The following is an 18,928-nucleotide window of genomic DNA, read 5'->3' on the forward strand; positions in this document are numbered from 1 at the left end:
CGGTCACCGCCCGGCGAGCGGCCGGAGATATGCCTCCGTGGCGACCGCCCGGAAGCTTTGGACGGTCCGGCTCCATCTGAAGCGGGCGGCGCGGTCGGCGGCCGCGGCGCCCAGGGCGTGCCGCCGGCGGGCGCTCAGCGCCAGCGTGCACCAGTGGGCGGCGAAGGCGCTCTCGCCGCGGGCCAGCAGCCCGGTGGTGCCGTCCTCGACGGAGTCCCGCAGGCCGGGGATGTCGAAGCCGACGGTGGGGGTGGACCGCGCGGCGGCCTCCATCACCACCAGGCCCCACCCCTCCACCAGGGAGGGGTGCAGCAGCAGCCAGGAGGAGCACAGGAGTTGGTGCTTGCGCTGCTCGGAGATCCGGCCGGTGAAGACGACGTCGGGGCCGGCCAGCGCGGCCAGCCGGTCGCGTTCCGGGCCGTCGCCGACGATCACCAGTCGGCCGCCGGTGACCGGGCGGACCCGCTCCCACAGCCGCAGCAGCAGGTCGACCCGCTTGTACTCGACGAGCCGCCCCATGGCCAGGAACAGCGGCTCGGGCGCCTCCGGCAGGAGCGGGCCCGGCTCCTCAACTCCGTTGTGGACGAGCCGGATCTGTTCCGGTGCGACGCCGAGGTCCGCCAGCGCGGCGGCGGTCGAGTCGGAGACCGCGACCATCAGGTTGCCGCGGTGGGTGCCGGCCAGCGCCCAGTGCTCCAGCCGGCGGCCGAGCCGGGCGGCGGGCGCCGGGTAGCGCATCCGCCACAGGTCGGTGTGGACGTGGTTGACCAGGCATAGGGTGGGCCCGCGGTGCCAGAGGGGCGCGAGGTACGGCATGCCGTTGCAGACCTCGACCAGCAGGTCACAGCCGCCGGCGCGGCGGGTCACCTGACGGGGCACGCGCAGGAAGTGGCCGGCGTCGCCGCCGGCGGCCAGGACGCGGTAGGCGGGGGCGTCCGCGCGAACGGCCGGGGCTCCTGGGGCGGTTGGGGCTGCGGCGCGGGGCGGGCCAGCCGGGGCGGTGGGGCCGCCGCACAGCAGGGTGACCTCGTGCCCGTGGGCGGCGAGCCCGGCGGCGATCCGGTCCACCAGCAACTCGGAGCCGCCGGCGGCCGGGTTGGCGAGGTCGCGGCGGGCCAGGAACACGATCCGGCGCGGGCGCGGGGGCTCGTCCGCAGCCGGGGGCGCGGCTGGGGGCGCGGCCGGGGCGGTCACCCTGGACGGCGTGCGGGGCGCCGGTGGTGCGGGAGGTGCGGGTGGTTCCAGGGGAGCGGGTGCGGCCGCCGGGGACACGGGCAGCGGTGGGGACGGGGGTACATGCTGAGGCATGTGGGATCCAACTCGTCTCAGGGTGCGGTACCTACGGTGGGGGACGTACTGCGTGCTGAGTCGTGCGGGGCGTGCAGGTCGTGCGGGTTGCGCGGGGCGTGCGGTGTTTGCGTGCGGGTGCGGGTGCGGTGGGGACGTGCGTGGGGTGCGCGGGTCGTGGGGGTCGCGCGGGGTGTGAGGGAGGGCGAGCGGTTGATGGGGCGTGCGGCAGGGGGCGTGTTCCGGTTGTGGGGGTGGAACTGTGGTGCACGTGGGGGCGGTTGTCCGGTTGGAGGGCCAGTGTTCGCGCCCCGACGCGCCCCCGGCTACTCACCGGGGTGACAAAATCCGCGCCGGACCGGGTCGTTGTTTCGTCACACCGATGAGAATCGGCCACCCCGCCGCCCGCCCCGGACCAGCAACGCCCCACCGGCCAGCGCCAGTAGGGCACCGGCCGCCGCGGACACGACCGGTAGCGTCCGGCCCACCAGTGCCAACTTCCCGCTGTCGGCCCGCGCCAGGGCGCTCTGCGCCCGCCGGGTCGCGGGGGTGAAGGCGAGGTTCCGGGCGCGCAGCAGCACCACCGCGTCCCGCCGGCCACCGGGCGCCCGCAGCGTCTTGACCGGCGAGATCGACGCATCGACGATCCGGCCGGTGCGCTCCTCAACGACCAGGCTGATACCGGTGTTTGCGTACCACTCCTCGGCCTGGATCTGCCCCTGCCCGGGGCGGCCGACGAGCCGGCCGGGGACCTGCCGGGTGCCGGTCCGGGTGGCCGGCACGGTCCCGGTGAAGCGGTAGCCGGTGCTCCCCGCCAGGCGCGTGGTGCCGGCGAAGCGGAGCGGGACGGCCGCGCCGAGGGTGTCGTCCCACCAGCGGTAGGTCCGCTTCGCCACGTCGAAGGGGAACTTGAGGTAGGCGTCCCCGTCGTACCGGGTCGGGGCCTCGCCGCAGCAGTGCACGGGGGCGTTGCTGCGCCGGTCGGTGACCCAGCGGCCGGTGGTCCACTGGAGCGCCTTGCGCGGGTCCGCCAAGGGGAGCGTGCGCGGGGTGTCGACCGTAGTGGACACGTCCCAGACCGCGCGCCCACTCTGCTCGCTCGCCGCGACGTCGCCCACCACGTGCCGGGTGATGGTGATCCGCTGCCGGTCCAGGATGGTCAGCGAGCCGGTGTCGAAGTAGCTGCCGGTGCCGGTGAAGACCGTGGTGACGTCGACGTCGACGGGGGTGACCGCGGCCCGCGGTGCCACGTACCAGACCAGCAACGGGGCCCACACCAGCAGGAACACGCCGACGCCGAACAGCGCCAGGGACAGCGGGGAGGCGGGGCGACGGGTGGGGCCGGTGGGGGAGGTGGGGTCGATGGCGTCGAGGGGGACGGTGGCTACGGGGTCAGCCGCGGAAGCGCCGGCAGGGCCGGCAGGACTGGCAGGACCGGCAGACCCAACAGCCCCAGCAGCCCCAACAGGGCCTGAACGACCGGCGGTTCTGGGGTGACCCTCGTGCCCGGGCTGCTGGCCGGAAGGGGGAAGCTGACGCATACGAGCACTCCTGGAAGCGGTGAGGGAACACGCCCTGGTGCACGTGCGGCGCCGCGACGCGGCGTCATGGGCCGGGAACGTAAGCGAACCCTTGACAGCGCGTCAATGCCCTTCCACACTCGGCAGGCACCGTGACCGAAGCGACGCCGCGTGGTGGGAACGCGGCACCGCCGCCGGTCTCCTGAGCCGTCACCGCCCCTGTGGATCGCAGGGCGCAGGGCCGCAGGCGTTTGCCCCGTGACCGCCCGCGCAGCGACGTGCTCCTGCCGCTCCTCCTGTGCCGCTCTCCGGTGCCGGCGCGTGCCGCGCTCCCGGTACCGGCTGCCGACGAAGGGACCGTCGCGCCATGCACCGCACCCTCGCCGCCGCGCTGACCGCGCTGGCCGCCGCCGCCCTGGCCGTGGTCGCCGCGCTGGCCATCGTCGCCACCCTGGAGGCCACGCCCGCGCAGCCGAACGTGCCGCTGGTGACCTTCGGCCGACCCGGCGCCTGAGGGGGCGCCGTCGTGGTGAGCGCGGTCCGCTCGGCGTGGCGGGAGGTCCCGCCCCAACAGGTGCACCGGTTCGCCACCCTGGCCCTGGCGGAGGTCCCCTCCCTGGCGCACGAGATCTTCCGGGAGATCCGCCACGAGTACCCCCAACTCCCGCTGATCCTCGACGAGTCGGGCGAGCCGCGGGCCCTGGTGGGCATCCGGCAGTCCCTGGAGCACTTCGTCGCCCACCTCACCAACGGGATGGACCGGCCGCTCGTCCACCCACGGGTCTTCCAGGAGTTCGGCCGCGGCGAGGGCATCCAGGGCCGCAGCCTGGACGTCCTCCAGGCGATCTACCGGCTGGGGGTGCGGCTGGCCTGGCGACGGCTGGCCGAGATCGGCCAGGAGGTCGCCATTCCCGCCCCCGCGATGTACGAACTGGCCGAGTCCGGCTTCGAGTACCTCGACGGGCTGGTCGCCGAGTCCGTCCGCGGCTATGCGGAGGCCGCCGCCCGCCAGGCCGGCGAACGCCTCCGGATGCAACGCCGCCTGATGGACCAGCTCTTCGCGGAACCGGACCACCCCCTGCTCATCGAACGGGCCCGGCTGCTCGGCTGGCCGCTGCCCGAACGGGTCGCGGTGGCCGTCCTGTTACGCCCGGACCGGGAGGCCGTGGCGCCCGCGGTGGCCGACGGGATCCTGCTGGACATGGAGTGCGAGCGGCCCCGGTTGGTGGTGCCGGACCCGGAGGCGCCGGGCCGCCGGGAGCTGTTGGCGCGCGCCGCGGCCGGCTGGTCGGGCGCCATCGGGCCCGCCGTGCCCCCGTTGGACGCGGCGAAGTCGCTGCGCTGGGCGGCCTCCGCGGTCGACCTGATGGAGCGCGGACTGCTGCCCGCCGGCGAGCTCCTCCAGTGCACCGAGCACACCGAGGCACTGGTCCTGCTGCCGCCCGGCGAACTCATCGACGACCTCACCCGCCGCCGGCTCGCCCCGCTGGCGCACTGCGGCCCGACGCACGGCCGGCGGCTCGCCGAGACCCTGCTCGCCTGGCTGGAGACCCGCGGTGGCGCCCCCGAGATCGCCACCCGCCTCGGCGTCCACCCGCAGACCGTCCGCTACCGCCTCCGCCAGATCCGCGAACTGTGGGACGGCGAACTCGACGACCCCGACCGCCGCTTCGAACTGGAACTGGTCCTCCGCGCCCGCCGCCTCCGCGGCGAACTCGGCTGAGACGGGCGGCGCTTGGGAAGCGGGAATAGCGAGAACAGCGGGAACAGCGGGAATACCGCCCAACCCGCCCGCGTTGTGGCCCCGCAGGGGGCGCTCGTGCCCCCTACGGGATCCGTTCGCCCAAGCCCTAGGGCCCCACGCCCCTCAGGCCCTCACCCACCGGCAGCCCCTAGGCCCCCGCCCGCCCCTCCACCAGCACCGCCATCCCGTCCAACAGCCGCGCCAGCCCGAACTCGAACAGGGTGTCCAGGGTGACCGCGTCCTCGTCGAGCCCGCCCACCCCCGCGTACATCGGATACGCCCCGGACCCCAGGATCCGCTCGTAGGCCGGCCCCATGGCCGCCATCCACGCGTTCCGGTCCATCCCCGTGTGCTGCTCGGCCTCCCGGTCGTCCTCGAAGCCGGCGGCCGTGGCGCGCACATGGTTCAGCAGCGTCACAGCCAGGTGCAACAGGGTCACCGGGTCCATCCCCTCTACCCGCGCCATGGTCCACTCGATGAGCGCCATCGCCCGCGGCATCGGCTGCGGCCGGCTGATCGACAAGTACGCGGCGAGCCACGGGTGTTGCCGGTAGAGCTCCCACTGGAGCCGCGCGCCCGCCGCCATCCGCGCCCGCCAGCCGTCCGGCGCCGGTTCCGGCACCCGCACCTCGGCGAACGCGGCGTCCGCCATCAGCAACACCAGCTCGTCCTTACTGGCCACATGGCGGTAGAGCGCCATCGAGGAGACCCCGAACTCGGCCGCCACCCGGCGCATCGACAGCGCCCGCAGCCCCTCCGCATCGGCGACCCGGATGCCGGCCAGGACGATCTGCTCGCGGCTCAGCCCGCCGTCCGCCTCCCGCCCCCGCCGCCCCTTGGCCGCGCCCCCGCTAGCGGCGCCGTGAAGACCTGACGTTTCGTCAAAATGCCGTGCAGGGCTGGCCGGTGCGGCGACCACGGTCCCCACCCCCGGTACGACCCGGACGACGCCCTCCTGGCGCAGCGCGGTGAGGGCCTTGGTGGCGGTCGCCATCGCCACGCCCCACTCCTGGGTGATCCGCCGGGTCGACGGCACCCGGTCGCCCGGGGCCAGTTCGCCGGCGTCGACGCGCGCCCGGATCTGGTCCGCGATCCGACGGTAGGGCGGTGCTGCGGGCTGCCTCACGCGGCGACCTCCGTACTAGTGCACTAGACGGGCCGCTGGCCGGCCCCGGTGCGGCGGAGCCTAACAGCGGACGCCCTATTTCCGTACCGTGCACCGTACTTCCGTACCGCCGCGGGGTCGACGCCCGGCGCGGACGCGGGCGCGGACACAGATGTGCACACGCCCACAGTGCACTAGTGTGACGCACCCCAAGTCCCCTTCTCTCGCAAGGGGTTTGTGGCGTAAACCGAGCGTGCTTACGCTGTCTGCCATGACGTTTACCTCGTATACATCCCAGGCGTCCAACGGGCGCCCGGGCCCGGCCCCGACCGCGGGCCGCCGGGAGTGGATCGCCCTGGCCGTCCTCCTGCTGCCCTGCCTCCTGGTCTCGATGGACGTCTCCGTCCTCTACTTCGCCGTGCCGTTCCTGACCGCCCAACTGGAGCCCAGCGCCGTCCAACAGCTTTGGATCCTCGACGTCTACGGATTCGTCCTCGCCGGCCTGCTGATCACCATGGGCGCGCTCGGCGACCGCCTCGGCCGCCGCCGGCTGCTGCTCTCCGGCGCCGTCCTCTTCGGCCTCGCCTCCTGCCTCGCCGCCTATGCGCGCAGCGCCGAAATGCTCATCGCCGCCCGGGCGTTGCTCGGCGTCGGCGGCGCCACCCTGATGCCGTCCACGCTGGCGCTGATCCGCAACCTCTTTCGCGACGCGCACCAGCGCGGCAAGGCCATCGCCCTCTGGTCGGCCGCGGTCGCCGGCGGGATCGCCGTCGGCCCGGTGCTCAGCGGTGTGCTCCTGGAACACTTCTGGTGGGGCTCGGTATTCCTGGTCAACACCCCGGCGATGGCGCTGCTGTTGGTGTGCGGACCGCTGCTGCTCCCGGAGTTCCGGAACCCGGCGGCCGGCCGCTTCGACCTGCCGGGGGCAGCGCTCTCCCTGGCCGCGATGCTGCCCGTGGTCTACGGCATCAAGGAGATCGCCCGGGACGGCCTGGCAGCGCTGCCGGTCGCGGCCCTGGTCGTCGGCCTGCTGGCGGCCGTCGGCTTCGTCCTGCGGCAGCGCACCGCCCGTCACCCCATGCTCGACCTGGAGCTCTTCCGGCACCGCGGGTTCAGCGGCTCGGTGCTGATGAACCTGCTGGCGATGTTCGCGGTCGTCGGCTGCGCGGTGTTCTTCACCCAGTACCTCCAGACCGTACGGGGCATGAGCCCGCTGCGGGCCGCGCTGTGGCACATGGTGCCGAGCCTCGTCGTCGGCGGGGTGGCGCCGCTGTCCGCCGCGCTCGCCCGGCGCCTGGACCGCGCCTACCTGGTCGCCGGCGGCTTCGCCCTCGCGGCCGGCGGCTTCCTCTGGCTGTCCTGGTTGGAGACGCGCTCGCCGCTGTGGTGCGTCCTGGGCGGCGCCGCGCTCTACGCCTGTGGCCTGGTGGCGGTGATGTCGCTGGGCAACGAACTGGCGATGGGCGCCGCCCCTCCGGAGCGCGCCGGTTCCGCCTCCGCCGTACTGGAGTCGGGCACCGAACTGGGCGGCGCCCTGGGCATGGCACTCCTCGGCACCATCGGGAGCGCGGTCTACCGCACCGACATCCGAGGCGCGCTGCCCGTCGGCCTCCCCGCCCGGGCCGCCGACGCGGCGCACGAGACCCTGACCGGCGCCCTCGCGGTCGCCGCCCGGCTACCGGGCCGCGCCGGGAGCGCCCTGGTGGCCGCGGCCCGGGACGCCTTCCTGCACGGGCTGCACGCCGCGGTCCTGTGCGCCGCGGGCGTGATGGCCGCGGCCGCGGTCCTGGCCGTCGTGCTGCTGCGCGGTATACGGGCGACGGTGGACGCGACGCCAGGCGAAGGGGAGGCGGCGGGCGAACAGGAGGCGGCGGGCGTCCCCGCTCCCGCCGCCCTCAACTGACCTCAGCTGAAGTCGAATTCGCCGGTGCGGGTCCGCTTCAGCTCGAAGAAGCGGTCGTAGCCGGCGAGCAGCCGGGCGCCGTCGAAGACCCGCACCGCGTCCTCGCCCCGGGGGATCGACATCAGGACCGGGCCGAAGAACGCCACCCCGTCGATGTGGATCGTGGGCGTGCCGACGTCCTCGCCGACCGGGTCCATGCCCTCGTGGTGGCTCTTGCGGAGCGCGTCGTCATAGGTGTTCTGCCCGGCGGCGCGGGCCAGTTCGGCCGGCAGCCCGACCTCGGCGAGGGCCTCCTCGATGACGGCCGCGGTGTCCTCCCGGCCCTCGTTGTGGATCCGGGTGCCCAGCGCGGTGTACAGGTCGCGCAGCACCTCCTCGCCGTGCTCCTGGGCGGCCGCGATGCACACCCGGACCGGGCCCCAGCCGGTGTCCAGCAGCTCGCGGTACTTCTCGGGGAGGTCATCGCGGCCCTCGTTGAGCACGGACAGGCTCATCACTCGGAACCGCAGATCGAGGTCGCGGAGGCGCTCCACCTCCAGGATCCAACGGGAGGAGATCCAGGCGAACGGGCAGATGGGGTCGAAATAGAAGTCGACGGTGTGGCGGGTGGGGCTCTGGTGCGTCATGGGGACCAGGTTAAGGCGCCACCGGACCGGTCGCCCGGGACACTCCGCTGCTCCGATCTTGGGCCAATGTGCTCACCGGGCGGCCAGTGGGTGGGCGCCTCACGTCCCGTTGGCCCGGCGCTTTAGTGCCTCGCTGACCCGGCGACTTGGTCGCTCATCGGCCCGGCTTCGCCCGGCCCCCTCCCGGCTCGGTGATCTCCTCGGCCGCCTCCTCCCCGAGGCCCAGCATCCGTTGGAGCAGCTGCTTGAGCAGGGTGCGCTCGGCGGCCGTCAGCCGGCCCAGCGGCTCGCCGGCGAAGTCCAGCGACGTGCGCAGCCGTTCGGCCGTCGCGCGGCCCTGGTCGGTCGGCACGGCCAGCTTGACCCGGCGGTCGGCCGGATCGGGGCGGCGCTCCACCAGGCCGCGGGCCTCCAGGCGGTCCACGATGCCGGTCACGTTCGACGGCTCGCACTTCAGGCACTGGGCGAGCCGGCGCATCGGCATCGGCTCCATCGCCAGCAGGCGCAGCAGTCGGGCCTGGGCCCCGGTGAGGGAGTGGTCGGCCGCGGCGCGCTCGTACTCCTCGTGGTAGCGGGCGACGACGGTGCCGATGAGCTCGACCACCTCGACGGTCAGCGGGTCTGGGCGCGGGGTCATACACACCAGGATACCCAATTGCTTGACAAGCTGAAATATTCAGCCGCATCATTGTTTCAGTACCTGAAGCATTTGGAGGATCACGCTCATGTCTGCACCGCTGCCGACCACCAGCCGCGAATGGCACCTCGTCGCCCGCCCGCAGGGCTGGCCCACCCCCGACGACTTCGCGCTGCGCGAGGTCGCGCTGCCGGAGCTCGCCGACGGCCAGATCCTGGTGAAGAACCTCCACTTCTCCGTTGATCCGTACATGCGCGGCAGGATGAACGACGTCAAGTCCTATGTCCCGCCCTTCCAGTTGGGGCAGCCGATGGACGGTGGCGCGATCGGTGAGGTCCTCGCCTCGCGCGCCGAGGGCTTCGCTGTCGGCGACCACGTCCTGCACGGCCTCGGTTGGCGCGAGTACGCCGTCCTCGACGCCGCCCGCGCCGGCAAGGTGGACGCCTCGCTCGCCCCGCTCACCGCCTACCTCGGCGTCCTCGGCATGCCGGGCCTGACCGCGTACGCGGGCCTGCTGGCGGTCGCCGAGTTCAAGGAGGGCGACGCCGTCTTCGTCTCCGGCGCGGCCGGTGCCGTGGGCAGCCAGGTCGGCCAGATCGCCCGGCTCAAGGGCGCCTCGCGGGTGATCGGCTCCGCCGGCTCCGACGAGAAGGTCCGCCTGCTGACCGAGGAATACGGCTTCGACGCCGCCTTCAACTACAAGAACGGCGACGTCACCGAGCAGCTCAAGGCCGCCGCCCCCGACGGCATCGACGTCTACTTCGACAACGTCGGCGGGGACCACCTCGAAGCCGCCATCAGCGTGCTCAACGTCCATGGCCGGGCCGCCATTTGCGGCATGATCTCGATGTACAACGCCACGGAGCCGAGCCCCGCCCCGCGCAACCTCCCGCTGGTGATCGGCAAGCGCCTCCGCCTGGAGGGCCTGCTGGTCGCCGACCACCAGGCGCTCCAGCCGCAGTTCGTCGAGGAGGTCTCGGCCTGGATCCGCTCCGGTGAGCTGAAGTACAGCGAGACCAAGGTCTCCGGCATCGAGAACGGCGTCGAGGCGTTCCTCGGCATGCTCCGCGGCGCCAACACGGGGAAGATGATCGTGAGTTTGGAGGGCTGAGCACTGAGGAGCGGGGGCTGAGGGCGGGGCGCCGTCGAGGGCGCGCCGCAGCGCCTGGGCATCGTCCGGCGTGGCGCGTTCCCGCGTGCCTCGGCGCTCTCGACGGCGCCGCGCCCGGCCGCCCGCCGCTCGACCGTGTGTCGACGGGCTCTCCGCACTGTGAGACTCGCCTCCGCCGTCGGGCCTCCGCCGGTTAGGCTCGGCGGCAAGCCGTCGCGATGAGTGGGCGCGAGTCGCGGCGAACCACAGGAGGATTCGGTATGTCCATCCAGACCGTCGACGTCGTCTACACCGCCGTCGCCACCGCCGAGAACGGCCGCGACGGCCGCGTCGCCAGCGATGACGGCAAGCTGGACGTCGTCGTCAACCCGCCCAAGGAGCAGGGCGGTAGCGGCGCCGGCACTAACCCGGAGCAGCTCTTCGCGGCCGGCTACAGCGCCTGCTTCCAGGGTGCGCTCAGCGTCGTCGCCCGCCGGGAGAACGCGGATGTCTCCGGCTCCCGGGTGACCGCCAAGGTCGGCATCGGCAAGACCCCGGAGGGCGCCTTCGGGCTCGCGGTCGAGATCATCGCCTCGATCCCCCACGTTGACGCGGCCACGGCCAAGGACCTCGTGGAGAAGGCGCATCAGGTGTGCCCGTACTCCAACGCCACCCGCGGCAACATCGAGGTCACGCTGACCGTCGCCTGAGGCAGCTGAGGCAGCTGAGGCAGCTGAGGCAGCTGAGGCAGCTGAGGCAGCTGAGCGGCCAGGCTGGCCGGGCCAGTTGAGCCGTCCGGACAGTCAACCAAACCGGCCGTGCCGGCCCCGGCAAGTGCCGGCACCGGCCTCGGTACCGCCACCACGAGGGCCGCACCCACGCCCGGGTGTGGCCCTCCGCCATCCCCCAACCCAACCCACCCCACTCCCACCACCCCCACCGCCCCTGTGACGCAGGCAACGTTCACGAACCCTTGACGCCCCGGCCGTGTAATCGATTTCGTAGCCCCCACACAGCACGCGTAATCGATTACACGACGGCGGAACGGCAACGGTGCCATGGCGAACATCAAGGATGTGGCGGAGCGGGCGGGGGTCTCCGTCGCCACCGTCTCCCGGGTCCTCAACGGCAACAGCCCCGTTGCCGAGACCCGCGAGCGGGTGCTCGCCGCCGTGCGGGAACTGGGCTACCGCCCCAACAACGTCGCCCGCGCCCTGCGCACCGCCCGCACCGGCACGCTCGGCCTGGTGATCAGCGATCTCACCAACCCGTTCTTCACCGAGCTGGCCGACGCCGTCGAGGACGCCGCCCGCGGCCTCGGCTACAGCCTCGTCATCGGCAACGCCGGCGAACGCCCCGCCCAACAGGACGACTACATCCGCACGTTGCTCGACCGCCGGATCGACGGCCTGCTGGTCAGCTCTGCCGGCACCGGCTCGGCGATGCTCCGCGAGGTCGTCGCCTCCGGCACCCCCCTCGTCCTGCTGGACCGCACCGTTCCCGGCGTCGACGCCCCCTGCGTCCGCGCCGACGGCCAAACCGCGCTCACCGACCTCGCCGCCCACCTCGCCGCGCTCGACCGCCGCCGCCCCGCGATCATCGTCGCCCCGGCCGGCACGCCCACCGGCGACGAGCGGCTGGAACTCTTCCGCACGGCCCTGACCGAGCACGGCATCGCCCTGCCCGACGAGCGGGTCGGCGCCACCCCCGACCTCCAACCCACCGGCGGCCGCCGGGTGATGAGCGGCCTCCTCGACCTCCCCGAACCCCCGGACGCGGTGCTGGCCACCGACAACCTGATGGCGCTCGGCGCGATGGACGAACTCCGAGCTCGTGGACTGCGCATCCCCGACGACATGGCACTGGTGGTCTACGACGACGTGCCGTGGTTCGCGCACACCGACCCGCCGCTGACCGCCATCGCCCAGCCCACCCGCGAACTCGGCCGGGCCGCCGTCCGCACCCTGTTGGAGCGCATCGAGGGGCGCCCCACCGGATCGGTGCTGCTGCCCGCCCGTCTGGTGCCGCGCCACTCCTGCGGCGAACCCACCGCCCACTGACCGCACCCGCCCACCGCCCGCCCCCGTACGCAGAAACCGCAACCGCAACTGCAATCGCCACCGCAATCGCAATCGCGACCGGAATCGGATCCGGAACGGCAGCCGCAAACCGGAACCAGCCCGACCGCACTGCACCGCACCGCACTTCACCGCACCGCACGGCCAGTACAGACGGCACGGACAGCACAGAGCACACGGGCCGCACAGAGCACACCGAACGCACAGACCACACCGACCGCACGACCCGCACCACTAGGCCCGCCACACGACGACCGGCCGGGCACCCCGCCCGGCGAAAACCAGCCAGCCGAGGAAACCGACCCAGGAAGAGAGGGGCAGCGCATGACCGGCGTCAACGACGACGTACCGGACGGCCGCGAACTGCTGCGCGTCGAGGGGGTGACCAAGGCGTTCCCCGGCGTCCGCGCGCTGGACGGCGTCGACCTGAGCCTGCGCGCCGGCGAGGTGCACGTGCTGCTCGGCGAGAACGGTGCGGGCAAGAGCACCCTGATCAAGATGCTCTCCGGCGCCCACCGCCCGGACGGTGGCCGCATCCTCGTCCGCGACGACGAGGCGTTCGCCGACCGTCGGGAGCACCCCCGTCCGGCTACGGCCGGTGGCGGCGCGTCCGACCGGCTCCGCGAGGTGCAGATCCGCTCCGCGCAGGACGCCGAGCGGCTCGGCATCGCCACCATCTACCAGGAGTTCAACCTCGTCCCCGGGTTGACCGTGGCCGAAAACATCTTCCTCGGCCGCCAGCCGCGCACCGCGCTCGGCCTGATCGACAAGAAGACCATGCGCGCCCGCGCCGCCGAACTGCTGCGCCGGGTGCGCCTGGACGTCTCCCCGAACACCCCGGTCGCCGAACTCGGCATCGCCCGGCTCCAGATGGTGGAGATCGCCAAGGCGCTCAGCCTGGACGCCCGTGTCCTGATCATGGACGAGCCGACCGCGGTGCTCACCGCCGAGGAGGTAGAGACGCTCTTCGGTATCGTCCGCGAACTGCGCGACGCCGGCGTCGGCATCATCTTCATCACCCACCACCTCGACGAGATCGGCGCCCTCGGCGACCGGGTCACCGTGCTGCGCGACGGCCGCTCCGTCGACGAGGTGCCCGCCGCCACCGACGAGGACGAACTGATCCGGCTGATGGTCGGCCGGGACATCGCCGAGCAGTACCCCCGGCGCCGCCCCGACGGACCGGGCGCGCCCCTGCTGCGCGTCCGCGGCCTGACCCGGAACGGGGCCAAGGGCACGGGCGGCGGCCCGGCCCGACCGGTCTTCGACGGCATCGACTTCGAGGTCCGGGCCGGCGAGGTGGTCGGGCTGGCCGGACTGGTCGGCGCCGGCCGCACCGAGGTCGCCCGGGCCGTCTTCGGCGTGGACCGCTACGACGCCGGCACCGTCGAGATCTGCGGCGAGCGACTGGCCGGCGGGGACGTCCGGGCCGCGATGCGGGCCGGGTTGGGCCTGGTGCCCGAGGACCGCAAGGGCCAGGGCCTGGTCCTGGACGCCTCGCTCCAGGACAACCTGACGCTGGCCCGGCTCGACCGGGACACCCGCGGCGGGCTGGTCGACCGGCGCGCCCAGCGGCGCGAAGCGGCCGCCGTCGCCGAACAGTTGAAGGTCCGGATGAGCGGTCTGGGGCAGTCCGCCCGCACCCTCTCCGGCGGCAACCAGCAGAAGATCGTCATCGGCAAGTGGCTGCTGGCCAAGACCCGGCTGCTGATCCTGGACGAGCCGACGCGCGGCATCGACGTCGGCGCCAAGGTCGAGATCTACCAGCTCGTCAACGAGCTGACCGCGGCCGGCTGCGGGGTCTTGATGATCTCCAGCGATCTGCCCGAGGTGCTCGGCATGAGCGACCGGGTGCTGGTGATGGCCCAGGGCCGACTGACCGGTGAACTGCCCGCCGGCGAGGCCACCCAGGACGCCGTGATGGAGCTGGCCTTGCAGTCCCCGCACGGCGCCACCGGCGAGAAGCACACGAACGAGAGCGCAATGGAGGGCTCCGATGTCCGCTGAGGTGAAGACCGCAACCGCCCCAGGGGCGGCGGACGGGGGCCCGGCCCCGGACGGCTTCGGGCCGTGGTTCTCCCGGGCCGTCCTGCGCAACGGCCCGCTCGGCGGGCTGATCGCCCTGGTCGTGGTGATGGCGGTGCTGTCCCGGGACTTCCTCAACGGGCAGAACCTCCTCAACGTCGGCGTGCAGGCGTCGGTCACCGCGGTGTTGGCCTTCGGCGTCACCTTCGTGATCGTCTCGGCCGGCATCGACCTGTCGGTCGGTTCAGTGGCCGCGCTGTCCGCCACCGTCGTCGCCTGGGCCGCGACCCACGAAGGGCTGCCGGTCTGGCTCGCGGTGCTGCTCGGCCTCGCGGTCGGCGCGGCCTCCGGCCTCCTCTCCGGTGCCCTGGTCGCCTACGGTCGACTGCCCGCCTTCATCGCCACGTTGGCGATGCTGTCGGTCGGCCGCGGCCTGGCCCTGGTCATCTCCGGCGGCTCGCCGATCCCCTTCCCTGGTGCGGTCAACGCCCTCGGCGACACCCTGGGCGGCTGGCTGCCGGTCCCCGTCCTCGTGATGATCGCCATGGGGCTGATCGCCGCGCTGGTCCTGGCGCGCACCTACACGGGCCGCGCGATGTTCGCCATCGGCGGCAACGAGGAGGCGGCCCGCCTCTCCGGCATCGACGTCAAGCGCCGCAAGTTGGTGATCTACGCGCTGTCCGGGCTGTTCGCCGCCGTCGCCGGCATCGTGTTGGCGGCCCGACTGACCTCCGCCCAGCCGCAGGCCGCGAGCGGCTACGAGCTCGACGCGATCGCCGCCGTCGTCATCGGCGGGGCCAGCCTCTCCGGCGGCTCCGGAAAGGCGTCCGGCACCCTGATCGGCGCGCTGATCCTCGCGGTGCTGCGCAACGGCCTGAACCTGCTGAGCGTTTCGGCCTTCTGGCAGCAGGTCGCCACCGGTCTGGTGATCGCGCTCGCGGTCCTCCTGGACACCCTGCGGCGCCGGAGCGCGCGATGAGGCGGCGCACGGCACTGTTCGGCGCGGCCCTCGCGGTCGGTGCCCTCGCCCTGACCGGCTGCGACCGTGGCGGCAACACCGACCTCGGGCTGGCCCTGTCGACCATGAACAACCCGTTCTTCGTCGGCATCAAGGAGGGCGCGCAGGCCGAGGCGGACGCCCGCGGACTGCACATCAACATTACCGACGCGCAGAACGACCCGATGCAGCAGATCAACCAGATGGAGACCTTCACCAGCCAGCAGGTGAAGGCGGCCATCATCAACCCGGTCGACTCCGACGCCGCCGTCCCGGCCGTCGGCGTCGCCAACCGGGCCAAGGTGCCGGTGATCTCCATCGACCGCGGCGTCAACGGCGGACAGGTCGGCTCAACCATCGCCTCCGACAACGTCGCCGGCGGCCGGCTCGCCGCGAAGACCCTCGCCGAGGCGCTCGGCGGCAAGGGCAAGGTGGCCTTCCTCGAAGGCCAGCCCGGCACCTCCGCCGCCCGGGAGCGCGGCCAGGGCTTCGAGGAGGGCATCAAGCGGTACCCCGGCATCCAGGTCGTCGCCCGACAGCCCGCGGACTTCGACCGGACCAAGGGCATGGACGTGATGTCCAATATGCTCCAGGCACACCACGACATCGGCGGGGTGTTCGCCGCCAACGACGAGATGGCGCTCGGCGCGTCCAAGGCGCTGGGGGCCCGCTCCGGCAAGGACGTGAAGGTGGTGGCGTTCGACGGCACCCCGGACGGGGTCCGGGCCGTCCGCGCCGGCACCCTGACCGCCACCGTTGCCCAGCAGCCCAAGCTGCTCGGCAAACAGGCCGTGGACTGGGCGCTGAAGGCGGCCCGCGGCGAGACGCTGCCGCGGACGGTCAGGGTGCCGGTGGTGCTGGTGACGGCGGCCAACGCCGCCGCCTTCGGCGACTGACGCCCCCGGCGGGCACCGGGTCGGACGGCCCACCGCCGGTGCCCACCGGCCGCCGGCGGACGGGACGACGGAACGACCGGCGGCGCATGGACGCAACGGAACGACGACGCCCGGGCGGGCCGGATGGATCGGACCGCCCGGACGGGCCGGGTGGACCGAACCGGCCGGGTGGATCGGGCAGCCTGGACAAGCCGGGCAGAGAACGGGATAGGCCGGCCGGAGAGAGACCGGACCGGCCGGACAGAGAAGAAGAGGAACGGCGCATGTACGACGTCCTGGTGGTCGGCTCGGCCAACGCGGACCTGACCGTGCGGGTGACCCGACGGCCCGGCGCGGGCGAGACCGTGCTCGGCACGGACCTGGTGGAATCGGCCGGCGGAAAGGGCGCCAACCAGGCGGCCGCGGCGGCCCGGATCGGCGGCCGCACCGCCCTGCTGGCCCGGGTCGGCGGGGACGCCTACGGCGGACTGCTGCTGGCCGCCCAGCGCGCGGCGGGCACCGACGTCGCCCCCGTCATCGTGGACGAGGGCGCCCGCACCGGCACCGCGATGATCATCGTCGGCCCGGACGGCGACAACAGCATCGTCGTCTCGCCCGGCGCCAACGCCGCCCTCACCCCGGACGACGTGGCCGCCGCCAAGGACGTCATCGCGGACTCCGCGGTGGTCTCCCTGCAACTGGAGATCCCGCTGGAGACCGTGCGGGCGGCCGCCACGACCGCCGAGGAGGCCGGCACCCGCGTCGTCCTCAACCCCTCCCCGGCACCGGAGGACCTCGCCCCCGAACTCCTCGCTGTCGCCGACCCGCTGGTGGTCAACGAGCACGAGGCCCGACTGCTGTCCGGCCGCGCCGACGGCAGCCCCGCCGACTGGGCGGCCGCTCTGCGCGAACGGGGCGCCCGTTCCGTTGTGGTGACCCTCGGCGGCGATGGCGCGCTGGTGCTGGACGCCTCGGGGACGACCACCGTCCCGGGCATCCGGGTCGAGGTCGTGGACACCACGGGTGCCGGCGATGCCTTCACCGGCGCCCTGGCCACCCGACTCGCCGCGGGCGCCACCCTCCCCGAGGCGGCCCGCTTCGCGGTACGCGTCGGCGCCGCCGCCGTCACCAAGCCAGGCGCCCAACCGTCGTACCCCACGGCCGAGGAACTGTCCCAATTCCCGCAGCCGTCCGAGCAGTCGGACCCGACGCAGCGGTAGTAGCACCCGGTCGCGCGGCACGGGTGAGCCGACCGAGTCGGGCGGTGTGGGGGAGCTGACCGAGCCGAGCGGGGCGGGGGAGGTGGCTGAGTGGGCTGGGCGGGGCGAGCTCCGTCCCGTCACCGCGGGCGCCCCGATGGGCTGCGGGCGGACGGGGCCAACGAGGCGGTGCGGTACGGCGGTTGTCCGCCGCGCCGCCTCGCCCCGCCGGCCCCGCCCCCCGTGCCTCACCGCTCGCCCCCTACGTTGCACGCGGCGCTCAAGCCGGCCCCGTCGGCGCCGCCGTCCCCGCGACTGTCGCCGTCCCCGCCACCGGCACTGACCTCCCCACGGTGCGTGCCGCCCGTGGCGTACGCGCCCCCAAAACCAGGCTCCGCCCCGAGCTCCCGCGGCCCGTACAGCGCGTGCTCCGCACCCGTCGCCCACGCCCAGTAGCGGTCGCCGTAGGACCAGTGCCACCACTCGGTCGGGTAGTTGACCAGGCCCGCCCCGCGCAGCGCGGCGGTCAGGATTCGGCGGCTGGCGCGGACCGCGGGCGTCAGCCCCGGTGCGGAGGTGTAGCACGCGCCACCGCTCTCCTCCGGGGACGCATCGATTGGTGTCCCCATGTCGACCTCGGTGCCGTCCGCCGTGACCAGGGCGAGGTCCACCGCGCCGCCCGCGCTGTGCGGAGCGATCTCCGGCGGGGACACGAAGCGGCTGGCCGCCCGGTGGACCCGCGCGTCGTCCCAGTCGGGATGGGCGGCGCGGAGCCCGTCCCCGTATCGCGTGAAGTAGTGGCGCTGGAGCGCCGGCGGGCGGTAGCCCTCCACGAACCGCAACCGCAGCCCGTCCGGCAACGCCTCCTGCGCCGCCGACAGCCGCCGCAACACCCCTTCCCGCAGATACGTGAACACACCGTCCCCGTCCGCACGCGCCTCCTCGCCGTTGACGTCGTCCGCCAACAGCCAGGGCGCCGCCGTGCGCACGTCCACGAGCGGCTCACCGCACTCCCGGACCGGCACCCCGGCCACCGCCGGGTCGGCCATCAACGTGATCGCGTCCCGGACATCGCTCAGCACCAACTCCGCGCCGTCGCCAGCCGGTCCCGCCGCGGCCGTCCCCACCCGCTCGCCGGACGGCAACCAGCAACCGCTGAGCCCGATGCCCGGCCCGGGGCTGCCGACCCCGATGCCGTTCGCCAACAGGACGTGCATCCCGTACTCGTGCGCCAGCTCGCCGTACCGCGTCACCCGCTCCGCCGCGCTGTGGAAGGAGCTGGCCAGATACACCCGGCAGCCGTCCGCCGCGGCCCGCTCCGGCACCTCGGAGAAGGAGTTGTCGAAGCAGGTGGCGAGCGCGAACCGGATCCCGCCGAGCGTGAACCGGCCGTGCTCGCCGCCCGGTGCGAACGTCGCGCTCTCCGTTTCGTGCACATGCCGCTTGTCGTAGCGGGCGAGCAGGGCGCCGTCCGGCCCGTAGACAAAGCTGGCGATGGTGGGCTTCGCGCCGCCCTCGGCGCTGCGCCCCGGGCCGTTGACCACCGCCGCGACGCCGGCCACGCGGCACGCGTCGCGTATCGGCGCCAGCCGGGGGTCGTCCGGCAGCACCGTCAGTCCCGCCGGGTCGGCGGCCAGCAGCCGGAGGTCGTAGTGGGTCAGCGTCAGCTCGGCGAAGACCACCAGCCCGGCGCCGCGCTCGGCGGCCTCCGCGATAAGCCCGGCCATCCGCCTGGCGTTGGCGGCGATGTCTCCTGCTACGGAGGGGAGTTGTGCGGCTGCGATGATCATTCACCCATGATGCCCGCCCCGCCCTCCGCTCGCGTCGCCCTGTGGATAACCC

The 18,928-nt window shown here is 73.6% G+C and carries 14 protein-coding genes and 1 pseudogene; 9 read left to right on the plus strand and 6 right to left on the minus strand.

The window, feature by feature from the left end:
* Positions 1–3: 3 nt before the first annotated feature.
* Both ACFVFQ_RS17160 and ACFVFQ_RS17165 read right to left on the minus strand, forming a co-directional pair.
* Positions 4–1,308, minus strand: coding sequence for a glycosyltransferase family 4 protein (locus ACFVFQ_RS17160; RefSeq protein WP_383415953.1), 1,305 nt, complete (start codon positions 1,306–1,308; stop codon positions 4–6).
* A 353-nt stretch (positions 1,309–1,661) separates the two neighbouring features.
* Complete coding sequence (locus ACFVFQ_RS17165) at positions 1,662–2,651, minus strand: DUF3068 domain-containing protein (RefSeq protein WP_383416290.1); 990 nt, start codon at positions 2,649–2,651, stop codon at positions 1,662–1,664.
* Positions 2,652–3,174: 523 nt separating this feature from the next.
* On the opposite strand from ACFVFQ_RS17165, the gene ACFVFQ_RS17170 reads away from it, so the two are divergent.
* Together ACFVFQ_RS17170 and ACFVFQ_RS17175 are read left to right on the plus strand one after the other, a co-directional pair.
* Positions 3,175–3,321, plus strand: coding sequence for a hypothetical protein (locus ACFVFQ_RS17170; RefSeq protein ID WP_383415958.1), 147 nt, complete (start codon positions 3,175–3,177; stop codon positions 3,319–3,321).
* Positions 3,322–3,333: 12 nt separating this feature from the next.
* A complete protein-coding gene (locus tag ACFVFQ_RS17175; RefSeq protein WP_383415961.1) occupies positions 3,334–4,530 on the plus strand; it encodes a helix-turn-helix domain-containing protein in 1,197 nt (398 codons plus the stop codon).
* 169 nt (positions 4,531–4,699) lie between these two features.
* Here ACFVFQ_RS17175 and ACFVFQ_RS17180 read toward each other — a convergent pair whose 3' ends face one another.
* Positions 4,700–5,677, minus strand: a complete 978-nt coding sequence (locus tag ACFVFQ_RS17180; protein WP_383415964.1) for a GntR family transcriptional regulator — start codon at positions 5,675–5,677, stop codon at positions 4,700–4,702.
* Between the two features lie 250 nt (positions 5,678–5,927).
* Between ACFVFQ_RS17180 and ACFVFQ_RS17185 the strand changes: the two genes are divergently transcribed.
* Positions 5,928–7,559 carry an MFS transporter gene (locus tag ACFVFQ_RS17185; RefSeq protein ID WP_383415967.1) on the plus strand — a complete coding sequence of 544 codons (1,632 nt, stop codon included), beginning with the start codon at positions 5,928–5,930 and terminating at the stop codon, positions 7,557–7,559.
* Between the two features lie 2 nt (positions 7,560–7,561).
* Here ACFVFQ_RS17185 and ACFVFQ_RS17190 read toward each other — a convergent pair whose 3' ends face one another.
* On the minus strand, positions 7,562–8,185 hold the full coding sequence (locus ACFVFQ_RS17190) for a disulfide bond formation protein DsbA (RefSeq protein WP_383415970.1): 624 nt from the start codon (positions 8,183–8,185) through the stop codon (positions 7,562–7,564).
* Between the two features lie 154 nt (positions 8,186–8,339).
* The gene (locus ACFVFQ_RS17195) at positions 8,340–8,822 is read right to left on the minus strand and encodes a MarR family winged helix-turn-helix transcriptional regulator (RefSeq protein ID WP_383415973.1); all 483 of its coding nucleotides are present in this window, start codon (positions 8,820–8,822) and stop codon (positions 8,340–8,342) included.
* A gap of 88 nt (positions 8,823–8,910) precedes the next feature.
* On the opposite strand from ACFVFQ_RS17195, the gene ACFVFQ_RS17200 reads away from it, so the two are divergent.
* The 6 genes and pseudogenes from ACFVFQ_RS17200 (at position 8,911) to ACFVFQ_RS17225 (ending at position 17,107) form a co-directional block, all read left to right on the plus strand.
* Complete coding sequence (locus ACFVFQ_RS17200; RefSeq protein WP_383415976.1) at positions 8,911–9,933, plus strand: NADP-dependent oxidoreductase; 1,023 nt, start codon at positions 8,911–8,913, stop codon at positions 9,931–9,933.
* A 260-nt stretch (positions 9,934–10,193) separates the two neighbouring features.
* Positions 10,194–10,622 carry an organic hydroperoxide resistance protein gene (locus ACFVFQ_RS17205; RefSeq protein WP_383415979.1) on the plus strand — a complete coding sequence of 143 codons (429 nt, stop codon included), beginning with the start codon at positions 10,194–10,196 and terminating at the stop codon, positions 10,620–10,622.
* A gap of 348 nt (positions 10,623–10,970) precedes the next feature.
* Positions 10,971–11,972 (plus strand): LacI family DNA-binding transcriptional regulator, encoded by a 1,002-nt coding sequence (locus ACFVFQ_RS17210; RefSeq protein ID WP_383415982.1) that lies wholly within the window; start codon positions 10,971–10,973, stop codon positions 11,970–11,972.
* Positions 11,973–12,314: 342 nt separating this feature from the next.
* A complete protein-coding gene (locus ACFVFQ_RS17215) occupies positions 12,315–13,997 on the plus strand; it encodes a sugar ABC transporter ATP-binding protein (protein ID WP_383415988.1) in 1,683 nt (560 codons plus the stop codon).
* A pseudogene (locus tag ACFVFQ_RS17220) lies at positions 13,987–15,908 on the plus strand (substrate-binding domain-containing protein). Before ACFVFQ_RS17215 ends, ACFVFQ_RS17220 begins: the two are co-directional and overlap by 11 nt.
* A 263-nt stretch (positions 15,909–16,171) precedes the next feature.
* The gene (locus ACFVFQ_RS17225) at positions 16,172–17,107 is read left to right on the plus strand and encodes a ribokinase (RefSeq protein WP_383415993.1); all 936 of its coding nucleotides are present in this window, start codon (positions 16,172–16,174) and stop codon (positions 17,105–17,107) included.
* 227 nt (positions 17,108–17,334) lie between these two features.
* On the opposite strand, the gene ACFVFQ_RS17230 is transcribed toward ACFVFQ_RS17225, so the two are convergent.
* Entirely contained in the window at positions 17,335–18,876 is a 1,542-nt protein-coding gene (locus ACFVFQ_RS17230; protein WP_383415996.1) for a nitrilase-related carbon-nitrogen hydrolase, read from the minus strand.
* Between the last annotated feature and the right edge of the window lie 52 nt (positions 18,877–18,928).

It is taken from the genome of Streptomyces sp. NPDC057743 (assembly GCF_042798755.1).
GTDB lineage: Bacteria > Actinomycetota > Actinomycetes > Streptomycetales > Streptomycetaceae > Streptomyces.

What these genes read in the sequence shown, in the direction of transcription:
- ACFVFQ_RS17210 (WP_383415982.1), top strand. Translation starts at nt 10,971, where the DNA reads ATGGCGAACATCAAGGATGTGGCGGAGCGGGCGGGGGTCTCCGTCGCC.
- ACFVFQ_RS17170 (WP_383415958.1), top strand. Translation starts at nt 3,175, where the DNA reads ATGCACCGCACCCTCGCCGCCGCGCTGACCGCGCTGGCCGCCGCCGCC.
- ACFVFQ_RS17225 (WP_383415993.1), top strand. Translation starts at nt 16,172, where the DNA reads ATGTACGACGTCCTGGTGGTCGGCTCGGCCAACGCGGACCTGACCGTG.
- ACFVFQ_RS17185 (WP_383415967.1), top strand. Translation starts at nt 5,928, where the DNA reads ATGACGTTTACCTCGTATACATCCCAGGCGTCCAACGGGCGCCCGGGC.
- ACFVFQ_RS17190 (WP_383415970.1), bottom strand. Translation starts at nt 8,185, where the DNA reads ATGACGCACCAGAGCCCCACCCGCCACACCGTCGACTTCTATTTCGAC.
- ACFVFQ_RS17160 (WP_383415953.1), bottom strand. Translation starts at nt 1,308, where the DNA reads ATGCCTCAGCATGTACCCCCGTCCCCACCGCTGCCCGTGTCCCCGGCG.
- ACFVFQ_RS17205 (WP_383415979.1), top strand. Translation starts at nt 10,194, where the DNA reads ATGTCCATCCAGACCGTCGACGTCGTCTACACCGCCGTCGCCACCGCC.
- ACFVFQ_RS17215 (WP_383415988.1), top strand. Translation starts at nt 12,315, where the DNA reads ATGACCGGCGTCAACGACGACGTACCGGACGGCCGCGAACTGCTGCGC.
- ACFVFQ_RS17195 (WP_383415973.1), bottom strand. Translation starts at nt 8,822, where the DNA reads ATGACCCCGCGCCCAGACCCGCTGACCGTCGAGGTGGTCGAGCTCATC.
- ACFVFQ_RS17230 (WP_383415996.1), bottom strand. Translation starts at nt 18,876, where the DNA reads ATGATCATCGCAGCCGCACAACTCCCCTCCGTAGCAGGAGACATCGCC.
- ACFVFQ_RS17200 (WP_383415976.1), top strand. Translation starts at nt 8,911, where the DNA reads ATGTCTGCACCGCTGCCGACCACCAGCCGCGAATGGCACCTCGTCGCC.